The organism is uncultured Rossellomorea sp., assembly GCF_947488365.1.
Taxonomy (GTDB): domain Bacteria; phylum Bacillota; class Bacilli; order Bacillales; family Bacillaceae_B; genus Rossellomorea.
On the sequence record NZ_CANKZT010000005.1, the window covers coordinates 47,902 to 67,688 of the forward strand.

The 19,787-nt window shown below is 40.1% G+C and carries 19 protein-coding genes; 14 read left to right on the forward strand and 5 right to left on the reverse strand.

Annotated elements, in window-relative coordinates; all coding sequences use genetic code 11:
- The first annotated feature begins 289 nt into the window (after positions 1–289).
- From Q1B03_RS17190 to Q1B03_RS17200, 3 genes are all read left to right on the forward strand, one after another.
- Positions 290–856 carry a sigma-70 family RNA polymerase sigma factor gene (locus tag Q1B03_RS17190; RefSeq protein ID WP_299744201.1) on the forward strand — a complete coding sequence of 189 codons (567 nt, stop codon included), beginning with the start codon at positions 290–292 and terminating at the stop codon, positions 854–856.
- Positions 849–2,168, forward strand: a complete 1,320-nt coding sequence (locus Q1B03_RS17195; protein ID WP_299744204.1) for a hypothetical protein — start codon at positions 849–851, stop codon at positions 2,166–2,168. The genes Q1B03_RS17190 and Q1B03_RS17195 overlap by 8 nt, the downstream gene beginning before the upstream one ends.
- Before the next feature lie 298 nt (positions 2,169–2,466).
- Positions 2,467–2,787, forward strand: a complete 321-nt coding sequence (locus tag Q1B03_RS17200; protein WP_299744207.1) for a hypothetical protein — start codon at positions 2,467–2,469, stop codon at positions 2,785–2,787.
- 64 nt (positions 2,788–2,851) lie between these two features.
- Here Q1B03_RS17200 and Q1B03_RS17205 read toward each other — a convergent pair whose 3' ends face one another.
- Positions 2,852–3,178, reverse strand: coding sequence for a hypothetical protein (locus tag Q1B03_RS17205; RefSeq protein WP_299744210.1), 327 nt, complete (start codon positions 3,176–3,178; stop codon positions 2,852–2,854).
- A 302-nt stretch (positions 3,179–3,480) separates the two neighbouring features.
- Positions 3,481–3,708: a hypothetical protein gene (locus tag Q1B03_RS17210; RefSeq protein WP_299744213.1), complete on the reverse strand. Its 228-nt coding sequence runs from the start codon at positions 3,706–3,708 to the stop codon at positions 3,481–3,483.
- A gap of 201 nt (positions 3,709–3,909) precedes the next feature.
- Between Q1B03_RS17210 and Q1B03_RS17215 the strand changes: the two genes are divergently transcribed.
- Together Q1B03_RS17215 and Q1B03_RS17220 are read left to right on the forward strand one after the other, a co-directional pair.
- On the forward strand, positions 3,910–4,797 hold the full coding sequence (locus tag Q1B03_RS17215; RefSeq protein ID WP_299744216.1) for a helix-turn-helix domain-containing protein: 888 nt from the start codon (positions 3,910–3,912) through the stop codon (positions 4,795–4,797).
- 42 nt (positions 4,798–4,839) lie between these two features.
- Positions 4,840–5,532 (forward strand): hypothetical protein, encoded by a 693-nt coding sequence (locus Q1B03_RS17220; protein ID WP_299744219.1) that lies wholly within the window; start codon positions 4,840–4,842, stop codon positions 5,530–5,532.
- A gap of 69 nt (positions 5,533–5,601) precedes the next feature.
- Here Q1B03_RS17220 and Q1B03_RS17225 read toward each other — a convergent pair whose 3' ends face one another.
- On the reverse strand, positions 5,602–6,531 hold the full coding sequence (locus Q1B03_RS17225; RefSeq protein ID WP_299744222.1) for a LytR family transcriptional regulator: 930 nt from the start codon (positions 6,529–6,531) through the stop codon (positions 5,602–5,604).
- A gap of 200 nt (positions 6,532–6,731) precedes the next feature.
- On the opposite strand from Q1B03_RS17225, the gene Q1B03_RS17230 reads away from it, so the two are divergent.
- Complete coding sequence (locus tag Q1B03_RS17230; protein ID WP_299744225.1) at positions 6,732–8,471, forward strand: cell wall-binding repeat-containing protein; 1,740 nt, start codon at positions 6,732–6,734, stop codon at positions 8,469–8,471.
- A 44-nt stretch (positions 8,472–8,515) separates the two neighbouring features.
- On the opposite strand, the gene Q1B03_RS17235 is transcribed toward Q1B03_RS17230, so the two are convergent.
- Together Q1B03_RS17235 and Q1B03_RS17240 are read right to left on the reverse strand one after the other, a co-directional pair.
- The gene (locus Q1B03_RS17235) at positions 8,516–9,760 is read right to left on the reverse strand and encodes a LysM peptidoglycan-binding domain-containing protein (RefSeq protein ID WP_299744228.1); all 1,245 of its coding nucleotides are present in this window, start codon (positions 9,758–9,760) and stop codon (positions 8,516–8,518) included.
- Positions 9,761–9,859: 99 nt separating this feature from the next.
- Positions 9,860–10,657 carry an SGNH/GDSL hydrolase family protein gene (locus Q1B03_RS17240; protein WP_299744231.1) on the reverse strand — a complete coding sequence of 266 codons (798 nt, stop codon included), beginning with the start codon at positions 10,655–10,657 and terminating at the stop codon, positions 9,860–9,862.
- A gap of 204 nt (positions 10,658–10,861) precedes the next feature.
- Between Q1B03_RS17240 and Q1B03_RS17245 the strand changes: the two genes are divergently transcribed.
- The 8 genes from Q1B03_RS17245 to Q1B03_RS17280 all read left to right on the forward strand — a co-directional run bounded on the left by Q1B03_RS17245 (position 10,862) and on the right by Q1B03_RS17280 (position 19,772).
- On the forward strand, positions 10,862–11,611 hold the full coding sequence (locus Q1B03_RS17245; RefSeq protein ID WP_299744233.1) for a YveK family protein: 750 nt from the start codon (positions 10,862–10,864) through the stop codon (positions 11,609–11,611).
- Between the two features lie 16 nt (positions 11,612–11,627).
- A complete protein-coding gene (locus tag Q1B03_RS17250; protein WP_299744541.1) occupies positions 11,628–12,299 on the forward strand; it encodes a CpsD/CapB family tyrosine-protein kinase in 672 nt (223 codons plus the stop codon).
- 104 nt (positions 12,300–12,403) lie between these two features.
- Positions 12,404–13,171: a tyrosine-protein phosphatase gene (locus tag Q1B03_RS17255; RefSeq protein WP_299744236.1), complete on the forward strand. Its 768-nt coding sequence runs from the start codon at positions 12,404–12,406 to the stop codon at positions 13,169–13,171.
- Positions 13,172–13,713: 542 nt separating this feature from the next.
- On the forward strand, positions 13,714–15,534 hold the full coding sequence (locus Q1B03_RS17260; protein WP_299744239.1) for a nucleoside-diphosphate sugar epimerase/dehydratase: 1,821 nt from the start codon (positions 13,714–13,716) through the stop codon (positions 15,532–15,534).
- Positions 15,535–15,546: 12 nt separating this feature from the next.
- Positions 15,547–16,440 carry a UTP--glucose-1-phosphate uridylyltransferase GalU gene (gene galU, locus Q1B03_RS17265; protein WP_299744243.1) on the forward strand — a complete coding sequence of 298 codons (894 nt, stop codon included), beginning with the start codon at positions 15,547–15,549 and terminating at the stop codon, positions 16,438–16,440.
- A gap of 927 nt (positions 16,441–17,367) precedes the next feature.
- The gene (locus Q1B03_RS17270; RefSeq protein ID WP_299744246.1) at positions 17,368–18,207 is read left to right on the forward strand and encodes an aldolase/citrate lyase family protein; all 840 of its coding nucleotides are present in this window, start codon (positions 17,368–17,370) and stop codon (positions 18,205–18,207) included.
- 18 nt (positions 18,208–18,225) lie between these two features.
- The gene (locus Q1B03_RS17275) at positions 18,226–18,834 is read left to right on the forward strand and encodes a sugar transferase (RefSeq protein WP_299744249.1); all 609 of its coding nucleotides are present in this window, start codon (positions 18,226–18,228) and stop codon (positions 18,832–18,834) included.
- 17 nt (positions 18,835–18,851) lie between these two features.
- Entirely contained in the window at positions 18,852–19,772 is a 921-nt protein-coding gene (locus Q1B03_RS17280; protein ID WP_299744252.1) for a branched-chain amino acid transaminase, read from the forward strand.
- Positions 19,773–19,787: the final 15 nt, after the last annotated feature.

Below are 19,787 nucleotides of genomic sequence, written 5' to 3' on the forward strand. Positions count from 1 at the left end.
CGTCCCTCACCGCTTTAACGCATTGAGGGACGGACCTTCATTTTCAGTGCTGATTAAGAATAATACACGTAAAAACGTATCCCAATATAAAGGATGCGTTTTTTCTATTAAACTAAATATAAAAAAATCATCTAAAATTGAGACACACTTCCTGACGGTCGCGTCTAATGAATGAATAACTGACAAAAATGTAAAAAAATACATTAAACTTACAAAGAGAAGGGACGGACCTGGTTACAGTATGGAAACAGAGAATCGGGTATCCGGTCCACTCGGGGGAGGATAACAAATGGATGAAGTGATACAACATGAGAAGGGGGGAGTGATGCAGATGGAGGTAAGTGAGGAAAGGTTGATTGAGAGTTTAATTGATGAGTATGAAGTACAGGTGACGAAATTGGTGTATCTCTATGTGAAAGACTGGCCGGCTGCCCAGGATATTACTCAGGAGGTTTTCATTAAAGCCTTTCATGCCCTCCATCAGTTCAATCATAAATCCTCTTACAAAACGTGGATTTATAGAATTGCCATTAACTTATGTAAAGATTATAAGCGCTCGGCTTATTTCAGGAAAAATACGATCGTACATACATTTCATACCATTCTTAAAAAAGAGACGTCCGTTACACCGGAACAAGAACTCATAATGAACGAAGACAATGACTCAGTTGCCTCTCATGTATACTCACTCCCCCTGAAATATAGAGAAGTGATCTTATTATATTATTATGAAGAATTAACGACTGGGGAAATCGGAGACATGCTCGGGATCAATCCTTCGACGGTTCGAACGAGGCTGGACCGGGGAAGAGAGAAGCTGAAGAAAACAATGGGAGGGAGGATTCCCAATGAATAAGGACCCTTTGCACAATATAAAGGATGAAATAGAGCGTAAAGTATTCAAGAACACCGAGCCTGTCAGTCAAAAAAGGGCCATCTTGACAAAAATAAGGAATGAAAAACAAAAGAAATCATCGGTCAAGTCCATCTTCATCAATCTTGGCGTCCCTTTATGCATCATCCTGATCCTTTCTATCCTGGGCAGCAGTTACTTGTTTAATGAAGATCTGGTGAAAGAAAATGAAAATGAACAAGAGCAAGAAGAACCTGCAGAACTCACATACGTACCGACTGACGAGTGGGATGAAAAGATAATAGATGAAAAAGTCGCCATCAGAAAATCGGCGACACCTGTCGATGAAGTATCGGAGGAACCAAAGCAAGAATCAGAAGCACCTCAAGAGAAAAAAGAAGAGGAAGACAAGACGAAGCCGGCGGATACACCACCTCCACTCCCTGCCTTTGATTTTTCTATGATCCTGAACGATCCAAATACTTTCAAGGAAAAAGCAGCCAATGGAACGTTCGTCGGAACTTCCTTTACGATTGGAGATTCCATGGAAGGTATACAGGAGATATATAAGGACAAGTACAAGAATCTCGACACCAAGAAGGGTCACAAAGGATATGATCGGGTTGAGGATTATCTCCTTTACTTCCAAGATGAAAAGACACTATTGGAGGTCCGTTCCAATATCAGCCCGTCTTATACATTGGACCGGGTCATTGCGACCCTGGGTGAACCGTATTATTTCCTTAATGCATTGGAAGGTGTAATATCAGCCAATTATCTATATGGTGATTATATAGTGGAAATGGAGATACAAGGTAATAACAAAATTAAGCCAAATTCAATGGAAGAGATCCAATTCATTGATCGTGAATCCGTTATTACTTCGGTAGCTCTTTTTAAGAATGACGGAGGTTCAAAGTCTCTGAGTAAGGATATAAAGTATCTCGGAGAAGAACCGACGGAATTCCGTACTGAATGGTTCAATGAAGCGAGAGACTATATCGTGGAAAATACAGTATCCCACGCAGTCATCCTCCATTCTCAACAGAGCCCTTTGGAATTCAACATCGTCGTCCCACAGGAAACACCGGAGGACGAAATGAGAGCCATAGCAAACCAATTCCTGAAGAGATTGACGGATGTTTCGAACAAAGCGATCGAAGAAGGAACAATATGGAATGATTACACTTATGTGATTCATATTGAGAATAGTATAGACGGTTATTACGATACGGGATTGAGCAACTCGAAAAGTACTCATGAAGGGGGGTATCCGGATATCAATTGGATGGGCGATTTACAATCCATTGAGTAAGGTCCGTCCCTCATACACCCGGACATATAAACGGAACGGTTCAAACCCTGCTGCATACCGAAATAATCTCCACGGAAAAGGTGGAAATCGATTCGACACTCGCGATCAGAGCTTGATAAGCAGGGTAGTGGCTCATCTCGCCATTGAAACACTTATATAAAGAGCTTTGGCCAATGCCAAAGCTCTTTTATCGTACTTTTGGGAAGGTACTATATAAATATTTAAATTAGAAGGATTTTACTGTGGAAAAGGTGAAATGAAACAGAAGTAACACTTTATTGAAATAAGAGGAACCCATATGATAACAGCGATTATAGGAATGATCTATGCCATACTGTTCCTGCTACTTGCCTCCGTCATCGTTGCAGTGCTCCCTGCATTACTCTGCAAAAAGAAAATGACATTCGAGGGTAGGGTAGGAATGGAGGCCGCGTTATGGAGCTTATGCTCGATAGTAGTATTAATACTCAACTTGAATTACTTTTTACTGAACTCATTTGCCTATGCAGCCCTTCTTATCAGTGGAATGAAAATAGTGGCACTGCCGGTCTTAGTCAGTTTAAAACAAACGAATAGAAGAAAGTATATCGTTTTAAAAAGAATGGTGAGAAAGTTTTAAAGTCGAAAGAGCAAAAAGAGACTGACCTTATCACAAGGACAGCCTCTTCAATCTAAACAAAACTTTAAGAATTAACTCTCTCCCGCGCCATATCATAACCCGAATGAATTTCTTTCATCCCGATCACTTTCAGGAAGTGTCGGAGCTTGTTCATACAGGGTTCTCCAAGGTCACCTGCAATCTCGAACTGATCAATGACGGCACACTTTTCAACTTTAGCGATCGTCACGCTTTGAGATTTGCGGTATTCCACATTGTTGTTGATGGCATAGGTGGATACCATGGCTTGCCCGACCTTACAATCACCTTTGGAAAATTCAAATTGGAATTGGATCGACATATCCAAATCCGAGTATAGAGGATTTACTTTCATGCTTATGTTATTCATCATGAAGCCCCCTTTCTTTTATTGTACTTTTATCCTATCAAATTTTATTGAATAAGGTATTTGGCACCAGAAAGCAATACAGGGGATATTTGTTTTGAATTCACGGCGATAGGTCTCGTTTTCACCATTAATATAACTCGAGGCATATTCTTAAAAGAATATTTTGAGGGACGGACCTGTGTGTTACTCTTAGTGTAGGGGAGTTTCTCCATTTAGCGGCAATGTTGATCCGAAAGAAATGAAAACCCTTACTTCGCGGGCTTCAAAGAAATAAAAAAGCCTCCAGGCTCTGGAGACGAATAGTATTAATATACAGGTGGTAGTTCTTTCTTCGCGTATACAGGCGGTAATTCTGCAGCTGTTTCCACGCTCGATTTAGAATAAACAGGTGGAAGTTCTGCTGCCACATCTGTACTTGATGGAGAATATACAGGTGGAAGCTCAGCTGATTGAATGGAAGTGGCCTGAACGGCTCCAAAAGCTCCTAAAAGTAAGGCAGAAGCGGTAGCGAATGTTAACAAACGTTTTTTCATGGGTATTTCCTCCCTTTTTCAAATAGAGTAATTTTAGGTATCATTGATTATAGAGTTATAATAATATTAAACCATATATTAAAAATGTGATGAGAGGCATTCTAGGGGCTTATGGATCATTTTTAGCACCGAAAGATAGCTCATTCGCTTTTTTTGAAAGAAAAATATAATTATAGGAATATTTTTTTAGGAGAGATGTAAATGGACTTTAGTGTTGTAGGTCAAAAGATAAAAGAATTACGTAAGAACATCGGTCTTTCCCAAGAAGAGCTGGCGGAAGGAATATGTACCCAGGCTCAGATCAGTAAGATTGAAAAAGGTGATGTGTTCCCTTACGCCTCAACACTATTCTTAATCTCAAGGAAGTTGGGTGTAGACGTGAACTACTTCTTTGATATAGGAATGACACCCCGTTTAGACTATGTACAAGAAGTCAGCAAGCAGCTTCAGATCGCAAGAAGAAGCATGAACTATAAGGAAATGAAAGAAATCGTAACCGCAGAAGAAGAGAATCCTCTGTTCTTTAATAATAATCGGAATCTTCAGTTACTTCAATGGCATAAAGGAATTTATCAATACGAACTTAATAAAAATGTGGAGAAAGCAGAGGAGATCCTGAGAGAAGCCATCTCTTTGTCCCATACAACGGATAAAATCTGGACAGAACGTGAAATTGAGATCCTTCTTACCATTGGGGTCATGTATTCTGAAGAAGGAGATTGGAAGAAGGCTCTCGAAATCTATCAGGAAGTGAAAACGCATATCCTTGCCCTTCCCAATCTGCATGACTTCACGCTTAGAACAAGACTTTACTACAATATCGCCAGAGTCCTTACACGATTGAAGAATTTTGATGAGTCCATCCAGTATTGTAATGAAGCGATCGATTGGTGTGTACTGAAAGACAATATGTACCTTTTGGGAGAACTTCACTATCATATCGGCTACAACTACGAGCTTCAAGGAATCCTTAAAGACGCACAGAAATACATGCAGAAGGCACTCATCGTATTCGAACTTCAAGGTGACGACAAATTCATTCAATTTATCCGCAGTAAAATTGAAAACTTCACACCCATTAGAGAGTAACCGCATACAAAAAATCTAATTTAAGATTTGAGTGAAGAGACAATGGATCATAAAAAAAGGAAAAAATTCTTATTCATAAGTGCTTTCTTAGTGATTACAGGCATCATCATCATTCTCTTAGTAGCTTACTTCCTAATCCAATCCGTTAGAGAAACCTTCTACCAGAACGCCTTTGATAAAAGATATGATTTCGTCTCCTTACAAGAAGACGGCATGGTCGATGCAGTCCAAGTCTTTCATGGTGTGAAATTGAATACGTATGTGGAAAGTGAAAGCAATCCTGCCACCATCATCTTTGAAATAAACGATGAAGTGGAGGCGAAGCTGAAAGGGCATAAGGTACATCCTGAAGAAGAAGGGATGAAACCTTACTCCGGCTTTATTCATTACAAGCTAATGAAGGATAACCAAACAGGAAAAGAAGCTTTTATCGCCAGCCTGGACACAACTCCTTCTAAAGAGGACGACTCAACGACCAGCTTCAGAACCTATACAATCAATGAAAATGGAATCGTAAAGAAGAGTGACTTTACCGAAGATACGAAATCAAAGCTTGAGACCCAGTGGATAAAAGGAATCTCGGATGAAACCCATGGGTATTATACGGACTTACCTTATCAAGACGGGGCAAAAGCTTCGCTGCTCTTTCTCTCACTTTTGGGTCTGCTCTCTATTGCAGGCGGTGTCTGGTTGGGAAAATCACTATTAATCAAAGAAAAAGGGGCAGCTGCATAATGCATCTGTCCTTTTACCTTTCCCGTCCAAAATAAAAAACCGACCCCAAAAAGGCCGGTTCCATCCATATTAATTCAAATCCAAATGATCCTTCAAATCACTCTGTACTTTTTGTTTCTCTTCTTCAGGAACGATGTAGTAGTAGATTCCGCCAAGTTTGGCACCTTCACCGGCAATTTGACTTTGAGAAATATCTTTTGTCGCCGATTTGTAGTTCTTCTGTATGTCGACCATTTCATCAAGAGTCAGGTTTGTTTTCACATTTTCGCCGATTGCTCCGAAGATATCACCGTAGTTCCAAAGGGACGATACGCTCGCTCCTTCTTTAATGACCGCCTGGATGACTTGGCGTTGTCTTGCCTGCCGGCCGAAATCTCCACGAGGATCTTCATAGCGCATACGTGCATAAGCAAGAGCTTTGTCGCCACTTAACGAAAGCTGGCCTTTATTAAAGGTATAACCACCAGAAGAGAAACTGAAATCATTGTTAACAGTCACTCCACCGACAGCATTTACGATGTCCTTGAATCCTTCCATATTGATCTTTGCATAATAATCAATCGGAATATCCAGGAATCCTTCGACTGTATCCATGGCCATCTCGACGCCACCGAACGCGTAAGCATGGTTGATTTTATCTTCCGTTCCTCTGCCTACGATATCGACGAGTGTATCACGAGGTATACTAATCATTTTAGTTGTTTTCTCGTGTGGGTTGACCGTCACGACAATCATCGTATCTGAACGGCCTTTATCGCCATCTCTTTCATCCACCCCTAACAGTAAAACGGAGAACGGATGTTGCTTCTCGAACTTTACTTCCTCTGTCCGCTTCTCCGACTTCGGACGGTCAATCTGCTCATTCATCGTTTCAGCCGTTTTATTCAGCGAATGGTAAATGGAATAGGCATATCCTCCACCAGTTACCAGTAAAAGGATCAAGACGATTCCGACGACTTTAGGCCACTTACGCTTTTTGTTATGTTTATCTGCTCTCAAAATGTTTCCCACCTATAAATAATAAATTTTACACATAAGAAAAATATACTAGAAATGACGGCAAAAGGGAATACATTAGTAAAATTTTGTCTCTTTCTGTCAGAAGTATCAGAATACCGAAATGAATTGTCGACTGACACTCAAAAATTTGGATTTATTTGGTATTATAGAAGAGGAGAATAAAATTAGGAGGGGATCATTTGATCAAAAAAACCGGCATAACAATCTTATTAATCATCCTTGCATTCAGCCTGGTAAGACTGGACACAGCAAAGGCAAATGTAAACCGGATAAGTGGAGAAAATCGCTTCGATACAGCTGTGCAGATTTCGTTATGGGGATGGAATCAATCCGACACGGTGGTGCTTGCAAACGGACAAACGTTTCCCGATGCCCTTGCAGGGGGACCGCTGGCTTATAAAATGAGTGCACCGATTCTATTAACCTACAAAAATCGTCTACCCTCTGAAACGTTGCAGGAAATCGAGCGTTTACAGGCGAAGCATATATACATATTGGGTGGAACCGGCGCAATCGATGCAACCATTGAAAGTATATTGAAAAAGAAAAAAATGAAGATTACAAGAATTGGAGGAGACGACCGTTTCCAAACAGCCGCCAAAATCGCCAGTTACTTACCTTCCAAGAAAGCAATCGTAGCCAACGGACGGAACTTCCCGGATGCACTGGCAGTGGCTCCATATGCAGCAAAGAATGGGGTTCCGATCGTACTGACGGAAGCCAGCACTCTACCGTCATCCACCAAGAAGATAACAGACCAGAAAGTAGAGACCATCATAGTTGGAGGTAACGGAGTGATCTCTTCAGGAGTCGAGTCCGAGCTCCCTGATACAACCAGGTATGGTGGAATCAATCGCTATGAAACCGTAAGGAACATAATAGAAGGTCTTCCGATGGAAAAGAAAAGAGCTTATGTAGCAACGGGGACAAACTTCGCAGATGCCTTATCGGGGTCTGTACTGGCAGCAAAAGAAAACGCATCTATATTATTAGTGAAGAAAGAAGCTATACCTACACCAATAAAAAGCCTGGTAAACTCTTATGACTCATTCTCCATTCTTGGAGGGAACAACGCCGTCTCGTCAGGTGTCGGGGAAAAATTAACAGGAAGCTTGGAAGAGTTTCGTTTCCAAGGAGTTCATCTCAATGCCACTGAAGAATTCCTTCGATCTTCCTTAGGTGATCCACAGCGAATCGATGAAAGTAGATTCAGCTTTAACTGGTATGTCTATAATCTGGATCCCAAGAAGTACATCCAATACGGTGTATTTAAAGGGATAGTGGTGGCGGTCTATTCAAACTCGAATAGCTGGGTGTCACAATCCGGACTTAAGCTTGGTCTCGGCAAAACAGAAGTTGAAACCAAATTAAATCAAATAGGAGCCAGTCACAATCAGACCAACGACTATTATTACGATGAAATGCTTATTCGTACTTATTATGATAAAAATGATGGGAATACACTTTCCGGGCTCTTACTCATGAGAGAAGATTTCACGATCACAAATCCGGACGTGAATATAACGGAACTAAGAAACAGCATGGAGAAGCAGATCCTCGACCAGGCAAATGCATTACGGGCACGACATCTTGTGGCGCCCCTTCAGGCGGATGCTAAAGCTCAAGAGGCAGCGAGAGCCCACAGTAAAGACATGGCCATAAGAAACTTCTTCAGTCACGATAACCCGGATGGTCTATCATCCTTTCAAAGGATGGATCAGGCTGGAATCTCATATTCATCGGCAGGGGAAAACATCGCGGGGGGACAGTTCAATGCCATCGCTGTTCATGATGCCTGGGTCAACTCATCCGGCCATCGCAAAAACATCCTGAGTCCTCTCTTCAAAAAGCTGGGGACAGGAGTATACTTCGGCGGGGAGTATGGCGTGTACTATACTCAGGATTTCTTCACTCCATAAAAAAATAGGCCCCAATGACGTAAATGTCATCGGGGTCTATCTTTCTACAAATCATAAAATCTCTTAAATCCATCAAACTTCGATTTCCAATAAGAGTTACTTAAGCTGGAAACCTGGACGCCGTTGTCCCCGGCATGAATGAATTCATTGTTTCCGATATAAATGCCTAAGTGAGAAATGCCTTTTTTATATGTATTTTCGAAGAATACAAGGTCACCCGGCTGAGGTGTATTCACGTAGTAGGAGCGACTGTAGTATCCTTCACTGGATAGACGCTTAACACCATTGGCACCGGCTTCTTTAAAGACATAATAGATGAAGCCGCTGCAATCAAAGCCGCCGGCCGATGAGCCTCCCCATACATAAGGGGTCCCCATATGAGACGTTGCCTCACTTAATAATCTATCAACGGAAAAGGACGAAGATTGGCTTGGTGCCGGAGCTGCTGGGGGCTTGACTGCCTCAGCCGTTCCCTTCACCTTCAGGACCTGTCCGATGCGCAGGAAATCACTCGAAAGATTATTCCAGCTTCTTAACTCACTTACACTCACACCAAATGTTGCACCAATATGAGACAGGGTATCTCCCGACTTAACAGTATAGCTTGTCATGGAGCTATCTGGTTTAGGCGGAGCAGGTTGTGACGGTGCCGGAGTGGCAGGAGCAGCTGATTTCGACACTTTCAGGACTTGTCCAATCGATAAGAAATCACTCGAAAGTCCATTCCAACTTTTAAGTTGGGCTACCGTCACACCAAACTTCATCCCGATATGAGACAACGTATCCCCAGATTTCACTGAATAACTTGTCATCGAACCGTCTTGCTTAGGTGGAGCCGGAGCGGGTGCCGGACTGCTTGGAGCAGGCTGGGAACCTGTTTTCGATACTTTCAACACTTGACCGGGATAGATCAGATGATTATTCAAACCATTCCAGCTCATTAAATCAGAAAGGGAAATCGAATGCTTACCGGCAATCTGTCCTAATGTATCCCCGGACTTAATCGTATACGTTTTAGCGGACGTTTGCCCTGTGTTTTGCTTTGGAGGCGCAGGTGCTTGCGGCGATTGGGCGCCGCTCGCGGCAACCTTCAATACCTGATTAGGAAAAATCATTTCTGACTGCAGCTTGTTCCAATTCTTCAAGTTGGCAACGCTTGTGTCATATTTGTTTGCGATCAGCCAAAGGGAGTCGCCTGATTCCACCTTGTGAGTGCTTGCCGAGGCATAGCTAACAAACGAAGACGAGAGTACAGCCGTAGCTGCTACAGAAACCAATGTCTTTTTCACGTACACTTCTCCTTTATTGTCATAGTTTGATAGATAATACCGTCATTTTATCACATAATTTGGTGGAAAAAACTAAATTATTCCTAAAATAGTAAAAAATTATTCCTTTTCTACCAGGAAGTCTATGATTCCTTTGGCCCAGGCTGTGTGTCCCTGCTCATTCGGGCTGCTGGCATCATCCAAGTACGTTTTAATCTCTTCATCCTCTACATCTGGCCAGTTGGACCAGTGATCAATAAACGGAATATCATTCTCTTTCGCGTATTCCTGAATTTGAGAAACCTGTACAGCGTAATTTTTAGGCTGATAAATAGGCTGTGGGGGTGTAAGGACAAAGGCTGCCCCAGGTGATAACTCTTTTACTTCATCTATGATCGTGCTGATGCTTTGAAGAGTGTCCTCGATCGTAACGTTTCCATTATCTTTAAAGACGAACGGCTCAAAAATGACGAGCCCAGGCTGTAAATCCCCTACTTCTTCATATCTTTCCTCACGCACGAACTCAAGTGTATTGGTTTCAAAGGATAGACTATGAATTGAAACAGTGTCCCCGTACTCGTCTTCTAAAGCGTTCGCTACTTTGTCGTTCCATCCTTCTTCAATGGAATCCATTTCGGTTGATCCCATCAGAACAATATTGAAGGGTTCTCCAGCTTCTAGCTTCTCTTTATAAAGGGAACGGGCATCTTCCGGCCAATTGACCGTAGTAGGCAGATAATCCCCTTCCTCTGTTTCAAGGGATGTGGGCTCACTCTTATCAGATTGACCTTGCTTCTCCGGACTTGAAGACGAATCCGCAGACGTGGAACCCGATGTCATCGACTTCCAGTGAAGATTTCCATACACGATAACCCCACCACATAATATAAGTAGGAAAAAAATAAATATCTTTTTCATTACGAACCTCCTATGAGTAAATAACTTGGAAAATGGAACCAAATTCGAATAGCCTCTTCCAATAATAAACAATCTATTGTTTAATAGATAAGTAACAAAAGATTTCAATTATATTAAAATTATGACAAGATTCCCTAAAAATAACAAGAACTTATGATATAATATGACGAGATTTTTATTTTTTAAGAATTATAGGAGGCTATCATGGAAGAAACCATCAGTTTAAAGGAGCTCATTCAGACGTTGAAGAAACGCATGAGTCTCATCATCATACTGACCCTAATGGCGGTATTGGTAAGTGCGGCGATCAGCTATTTTGTCCTCACACCAATCTATCAATCGTCCACTCAATTGCTTGTGAATAAATCAAATCAAGATCAACAGAATTCATTTAATGTGGGGGAAGTGCAAACCAACCTACAATTGATCAATACATATAATGTCATCATGAAGAGCCCGGCTATTCTGGATATTGTTATTGATGATCTTAAGTTAGATATGACGACTAGAGAATTAAACGAAAAAATTACGGTACAAAGTGAAAAGGATTCACAAGTCGTAAACATCTCCGTGCAGGATGAAGATCCTAAACAAGCAGCAGCTATCGCAAATAAGATTGCCGAAGTCTTTCAAACCGAAATCGTGAAAATCATGAATGTCGATAATGTGAGTATTCTTGCAAAGGCAGAACTTGGAGAAAATCCATCACCGATTAAACCGCAACCATTATTAAATATTGCCACTGCGCTAGTCGTAGGATTTATGGCCGGAGTCGGACTTGCATTCTTATTAGAGTTCTTAGACAACACAGTCAAAACAGAGCAAGATATCGAGAAAGGTCTTGAGCTGCCTGTACTAGGAGTAATCCCAACGATTACCGACAGTGAATTTCAAAAGGTAGCCCATCGCCAGGAAAGAACGTCAAGACGCAGAGGTGAAAGTGTCGGTGTTTAAAAAACAGAAGAAATCAATGAACGCAAATATACGTAAGCTAATCGCGAAAGCGAATCCAAAGTCTCCCGTATCGGAGCAATTCCGTACGATCCGTACGAATATTCAATTCTCATCCGTCGATCAGGAATACCGTTCGATCATGGTATCATCTGCAGGTCCAGGGGAAGGGAAGTCTACAACGGCTGCGAACTTAGCTGTGGTATTTGCTCAGCAGGGTAAGACGGTCCTGCTGGTGGATGCAGATATGCGAAAGCCAACCGTCCACTATACCTTTAACTTCCCTAACACGACGGGATTGACAAATATTCTATCGAGACAAGTAACATTGAAGGAAGCTGTTAAAGACAGCGGAGTGGACAAGCTTCATATACTTTCAAGCGGTCCAATACCACCTAATCCAGCAGAGCTATTAAGCTCAAGGGCGATGGAGCAATTCTTTGTCGATGCTTATAACGAGTATGATCTAATCATATTTGATACGCCACCCGTACTGGTAGTAACAGATGCACAGATTATGGCGAACCAGTGTCATGGAAGCATCCTTGTCGTTTCAAGCGGAAAGACAGAAATGGAACCCGCGAAGAAAGCAAAAGAGCTATTGCAATCGACAAAAGGAAAGTTGCTTGGATGCGTACTTAATAATAAGAAAGCTTCAGAAACAGACTATTATTACTATTATGGAAATTAAGGTTCATTCGACAAAATTCCCCCCTTTACAAATATACCTAGTGGTGTAAAATGGTAGTCGGTGTAGAATTAAGTCGAAAGAACTAGAAAGAGGAGGAGTTAGTAATGATTGACATACATAGCCATATCCTTCCGGGGATAGATGATGGTGCCAATACGATTTACGACAGTATCGATATGGCGAAGCAGGCTGTCTCAGAAGGAATTCATACAATCATTGCGACTCCTCATCACCGTAATGGAAAATACGACAATGTGAAGTCGGACATCCTTCCCCTTGTGAAAGAAGTGAATGATCGGTTAAGGGAAGAACACATTAACCTTCAAGTGCTTCCCGGACAGGAATGCCGCATTTATGGTGAAATTTTAGAAGATTACCAAAAGGGTGACATCTTGCCTTTAAACCAAGTATCCCAATATCTTTTCATTGAGTTCCCATCGAGTTCAGTTCCGCGGTATGCGGAAAAGCTTCTCTACGATATTCAGGTAGAAGGTCTGACCCCGGTCATCGTTCATCCCGAGCGAAATGCCGAGTTGATTGAACGACCAGAAAAGCTATACAAGCTTGTACAAGGAGGAGCAGCAACTCAACTAACAGCTTCCAGCCTTACAGGCTACTTCGGCAAGAACATCCAGAAGTTCTCACAGCAAATGATACAAGCCAACCTGACACACTTCATCGCATCAGACGCTCATAACATACGCAATCGCACCTTCAAAATGGAAGAAGCGATGGACTATATAGAAAAAAAGTACGGAATAGACATGGTCTATTACTTTACAGAAAATGCAGAATTACTGATCGATGGAAAAAATATTTATAAAGAAATACCTGAATTGATCAAGAAAAAGAAGTTCCTCGGAATCTTCTAACAGATCAAGATACAGGTAACCCTAAGGTCTATTGTCGTTGGTAAATAAGAAACAAAAAGTCGAAAAAGACAACAGTAGAATTTTGGGAATGTCTCCTTACCATTATCATTGGAGGCACTCGATCACACCGTGGGCGGAGAGGAAACTTTGCCTTAGACGCTCGTCGTCATTGGTGGGATGTGAGGAAGGGTTAGATGCCCACAAGTACCATTATAATAAAAGATAGTAAAGTTTTTAAATGAAAACGCTTTATGTAATTTATTCTAATAGTGGAATGAAAAAGGATAATTGTAAAATCAAGGATAAAATAGAATTGAAAGATTTTAATACTTTGTCTAAATGCATGAAAAAAACCATAAGATACATCTACCAGGATGCACCAATAGAGCGACTGGAAGAAATAAGAGCGCTAATCAACCAAGCCATTGAAAAAAGATTAAATGATCAAAAGTAAATCTAGATACCTAAGGAAAAGGTATACGGTTGTATCTTTTCCTTAGGTATTTAATTTGTCAAAATAACTTAGAAAAGAAGGGATTTATGTGAGTTATACAAAACGGGTATCATTGCTGATGCTGCTGGATTCATTAATTGTGTTAACAGCCATTTATTTCGGGTATTATCTCCTTCATCCAACGTTCAGCCTGTACACGTTACCTACACTCGTCTTTAGCTCATGTGCACTACTGGCAAGTCATCATGTATTCGCATTTATTGATCGCCTTTATCAGAAAGCATGGGAATACGCCAGTGTCGGGGAATTGGTTGCAATCATTCGAGCGATTACATTTTCAATCATGACCACCGGTATTCTTCAGTTTTTTGTGAATGGGGATATATATGTTCGGGTACTAGCGGTCACTTGGATGCTTCATATCATACTTATAGGTGGATCGCGATTCTCATGGAGAATGTACAGACACTATTACATAAAGCCTAAACAAGAAAAGAAACGGGCGTTAATCATCGGAGCAGGGTCAGCTGGGTCCATGCTTGTCCGTCAGTTGATCAAGAGTCAGGATACTGATTTACTTCCAGTAGGATTTATTGACGATGACCCTAAAAAGATGAAGCTTCAAATATATGGTGTAACGATACTAGGCCGCACCAAAGATATACCGACATTAGTTGAAAAGTACAAAGTGGATAATATCATCATTGCCATTCCTTCTCTTCGCAAGGGTGAACTACAAGAAGTCTATCAACAATGCAGTAAAACTTCAGCCAAGACACAGATTATGCCGATGATTGAAGATATCGTATCTGGTAAAGTATCCGTCAATCAATTTCGGGAAGTGCAGGTAGAAGACTTACTTGGTCGTGAACCCGTAGAACTTGATACTGAAAGTATTTCAAAGAAAATATCGGGGAAAACAGTACTGGTTACTGGTGCTGGGGGTTCAATCGGTTCTGAGATTTGTCGTCAAGTAAGTAAATTTAAACCCAAAAAGCTTTTATTATTAGGTCATGGTGAAAATTCTATCTACACAATCGATATGGAACTTAGAAATAGATATGGAACGGAATTGAAAGTCGTCCCTATTATTGCGGATATACAAGATCGAAATCGTATTTTTGAAGTATTTGAAGAACATGCTCCTGAGGTTGTGTATCATGCGGCAGCCCATAAACATGTACCATTAATGGAATATAACCCAAAAGAAGCTGTTAAGAACAATGTAATTGGTACAAAGAATGTGGCAGAGGCCGCAGATATATTCGGGGTAAATACGTTCGTTTTAGTTTCTTCTGATAAAGCAGTAAACCCTACAAATGTAATGGGATCTACGAAGCGCATTGCAGAGATGGTCATTCAAAACTTGAATAAAGAAAGTCAAACAAACTTTGTTGCGGTTCGCTTCGGGAACGTTTTAGGCAGCAGAGGTAGCGTAATTCCTTTATTTAAGAAGCAAATTCAAGCTGGCGGACCGGTTACGGTAACTCATCCTGATATGACGAGATACTTCATGACAATTCCAGAAGCGTCCCGTTTAGTCATGCAGGCTGGAGCTTTAGCACGTGGTGGAGAAATCTTCGTGCTGGATATGGGTGAACCCGTCAAAATCGTTGACTTGGCAAAAAATGTTATTAAGTTATCTGGTTATACAGTTGAAGAAATCGGTATTAAATATGCTGGAATTCGTCCTGGTGAGAAAATGTATGAGGAACTGCTTGGGGAGAATGAAGTACACGGGAAGGCTGTGTTTCCGAAGATATTTATTGGGAAAACAGTTGATTTTGAGTATGAGAGAGTTTCCAACTTGATAGTGAATCATTCTGATTTTGATCCCCAGTACTTATCTAACTACGTATTAGAGTTAGCAAATAAGAAAGATCGATTATTAGTAAAAAATGCCAACTAAGGGGTGGAGGAAATGCAAAAAGTGAGAAAAGCGATTATTCCGGCCGCCGGGCTAGGTACAAGGTTCCTGCCAGCGACGAAAGCTCAGCCGAAAGAGATGTTACCGATCGTAGACAAGCCTACAATTCAATATATTATCGAAGAAGCGGTTGCTTCAGGTATTGAGGATATTATCATTGTGACGGGCCGCGGAAAGAGAGCGATTGAGGATCATTTTGATAAGTCGTATGAGCTTGAGGAGACGCTTGCTAAGAAAGGAAAGTATGAGCAGCTGGAGGAAGTGCAGGGGATTTCGAAGCTTGCGAATATACATTATATCCGTCAAAAGGAACCTCTTGGATTAGGACATGCGATTTCTTGTGCGAGCCGGTTTATCGGGGATGAGCCGTTTGCGGTGTTGCTTGGGGATGATATTGTGCATTCTCCGGATAGACCTTGTCTGAAGCAGTTGATTGAGGTGTATGAGCGCTATAATTCTTCTGTTATTGGTGTTCAAGAAGTGCCGAAGCAGGAAGTGTCAAAATATGGTGTCATCTCTATTAATAATGATGGGATGGATAACGGTGTCTTCCATATCAATGACTTAGTTGAGAAGCCAAAGGTAGAAGATGCGCCATCCAATTATGCTATCATGGGCCGTTATGTGTTGCGTCCTGAGATATTTGATATTTTGGAGAATCTTACACCTGGAGCAGGGAATGAGATTCAGTTAACGGATGCGATTAAGAAGTTGAATGAATTGCAGATGGTGGTTGGATACGAATTTCAAGGAGTACGACATGATGTTGGGGATAAGTTTGGGTTTATAAAAGCTACTTTGGATTTTGCGCTTGAGCGATCTGATTTGAAATCTCAGGTGTTGGATTATTTAGAAAGGTTGGTTGTTGGGGAGAAGGTTAAGAAGTAGACGAGACTACCTTTTACTTTTGCACCTTGCGTGCAGGTTTATGTTGTGTGTGTTGCCCCTTATTGAGTTAAGTTACTTCTTTGTTCAGGCAGCATTGGTGGTAAGATCAATGTTTGGAGTAGAGAGTAATGCAGAATGTAAGGTTTTTCAGAGACCTGAGAGGTTTTACTCTTGTGGAGTTATTAGCTGTGGTTGTGATCTTGGAGATCGTTTTCTCGATTGCCGTGATTTCTTTGGGTGGTACTAAGGAGAGGGCGGAGGCAGATGTTTGTGTTGCTAACCAGGTACAGTGGAGTTGGAGAATCAGTACAGGGCTCATATAGCTTTGGAGAATATTAAGCATAGCGATGTGGGATTTACTTCATTCTTGAATGAGTTTGATTCTTAGGTTTATTCGGTTGGTAGTGTGGTTACTTACTCTGAAGGAGCTATTGATTGTAGTGTTCATGGTGCGGATGTTGATGAGGAAGAGGGTTCTCGGGATGTTAGTGGGGTTCCTCTTTTGTGAGGGACCTTGCTTTTTATTTAGATGGTGGTGAGGAACAGACTATCGTTGTTAGTTTAAACGCTCGAAACCTTGTGGGGTAAGGGTTTGAGGTGTTTTTAGTGAGAGTTATAGATTGATTGACTGGTATATATAATAGGAAGAAACTTGGTTTAGGGTGATTATAAAGTAAATGTCTAATTCGTATTTGTTAAGTAGATTGACTAGATATTACGAGGTGAGTATCAGAAGTAGATTAGATTTGGCTGGTTAGTAGTTGGTTGGAAGTATATATTCCAATTAAGTGCTAACAAACTAAATATTTGTTACGACATTTAAATTAGCAAGTGGTAATTAATCAGCTGTAAATTTGAATTATTTATAAATAAATGATTACACATTGGAATTATGTAGGAATTATACGAATAAAAGGAGACTCTTAAATGAACTTAAATTTGATGTACATCACAAACAACCCGGTTATCGCAAAAATTGCAGAAAAAAGTGGTGTTGATTGGATATTTTTGGACCTGGAGATTAATGGTAAAGAAGAAAGGCAAGGGCATTTGGATACTGTCATATCACGACATAAAATATCCGATGTCAACAAAATTAAAGGGGCCCTGACAAAATCAAAACTGGTTGTAAGAGTCAATCCAATTTTTGAGGGATCACAAACTGAAATTAAAAGAGTTATTGATGATGGAGCAGACATTATTATGCTTCCATATTTTAAGTGCAAAGATGAAGTAGATACATTTGTTAAATATGTTGATAAGCGCGCAAAAACTATGCTTCTTTTGGAAACTCCTGAAGCAGTAGAAAATATTGACGACATTTTAAATGTTAACGGGATTGACTATATCCATATCGGGTTGAATGATCTTCATCTTGGATATGGGATGAAATTTATGTTTGAGCTTTTGGCTGATGGCACGGTGGAGAGATTATGTAATAAGTTTAAGAGTGTTGGAATTCCATATGGATTTGGTGGTATAGCTCAGTTGGGAAAAGGAGAATTACCTGCAGAAAAGATAATCACTGAACACTATAGGTTAGGTTCAAGTATGGTAATTCTTTCAAGGAGTTTCTGTAATATAGATTTACACGATAATTTGGAGTTTATCGATAATATATTCCATAAGGGTGTTAAAGCTATCAGAGAGTTTGAAAAAGACAATATTTTGAAGAACAAGGAATATTTGATGGAAAATAAAATCGCTGTGATTAGAAAAGTGACTGAAATACAAAATAGTCAATCAAAATATTTGGTTAAAAAATAGGAATTGGAGATTGAACATATGTACAAGATATCTAAACGAATTTTTGATATAATATTGAGTTTAATTTTGTTGATTATCATATCACCGATTATGGGTATAACAGCAATAATTGTAAAACTAGATTCGCCAGGCCCAATCCTTTTTAAGCAAAAGCGTGTTGGAAAAGATGGTGAAGATTTTACAATTTTTAAGTTTCGAACTATGGTAGTTAATGCTGAAAAAATAGGAACTGGATTAGACTCATATGCAAACGACACTAGGGTTACCAAAGTAGGAAAAGTTCTTAGAAATTCAAGTTTGGATGAGTTGCCACAACTATTCAATATTTTAAGAGGAGACATGAGTTTTGTAGGCCCTAGACCTCCAGTAACTTACCACCCTTACAAATATAATGATTACCCGCCATCTGCTAAAAGAAGATTTGAAGTGAAACCTGGTGTAACGGGTTATGCACAAATTAATGGTAGAAACGAATTATCTTGGGATCAAAAGTTTAAATATGATTTATACTACACTGAAAATAAAAGCTTCATGTTTGATTTGAAAATATTTATATTAACTATCTTCAAGGTCCTAAAAATGGAAGGTAGTTATGATGTTGATAAGAATGAGAAAGCAAAACATTGATTAGGGGAGAATTTTAAATGAGTGATAATCGTCTTATTTGGTTAAACGGAAATATTGTTCCAGTGAATGAAGCTACCATTAATGTACTATCACCTACATCCCAGTTTGGTGCTAATGTATTCGAGGGCATTCGTTGTTATTGGGACGAAGAAGAACAACAACTTTATTCATTTAAATTAGAAGAACATTATAAGCGTTTAAAAAACTCAATGAAAATGTTCCGTATGGAAGATAAGTATACTATTGATGAATTAAAAAAGGGTCTAATAGATATTGTGCTGGCCAATAACTACAGGGAGGATATTGCTGTACGTCAAACCGTCTTCATTGATGGTTTTGGATCGTGGATGTCTAAGGGACCTATAAGTATGTTTATTGCTCCTATAGCTAAGTCAAGAAGTGATATAGAAAAGAAGACTGGAATGAAATGTTGTATTAGTTCATGGGAAAGAATCAGTGATCGCAATCTATCTCCGAAAGTTAAAGTTGGTGCTAATTATATAAATAGTCGGATGGCTCAAATGGAAGCACTAGAGAATGGGTATGATTCAGCAATATTATTAAATAATCAAGGTAAAATTTCTGAAGGACCTGGGTCATGCCTCTTTATAGTGAGAGATGGCAAACTGATAACTCCACCTGTAACAGCATCAATATTAGAAAGCATCACTAGAGATACTATCATTGAATTAGCAAAAAATGAGATGGAGATTGAAGTTATAGAAAGAGAGATTGATAGAACAGAGCTGTATATATGTGATGAAGTATTTTTATGTGGGTCGGCAATGGAAATAGGTGCAGTTTCTAATGTGGATGGTATCGTAGTTTCAAATGGTGAAATAGGTAGTATAACAAAAAAAATTCACGAAACCTATATGAAAACTGTTACAGGTAAATTGGGGAATTATAGAAAATGGCTGACGCCAATATATGTTTAAATTGATCTAATATTT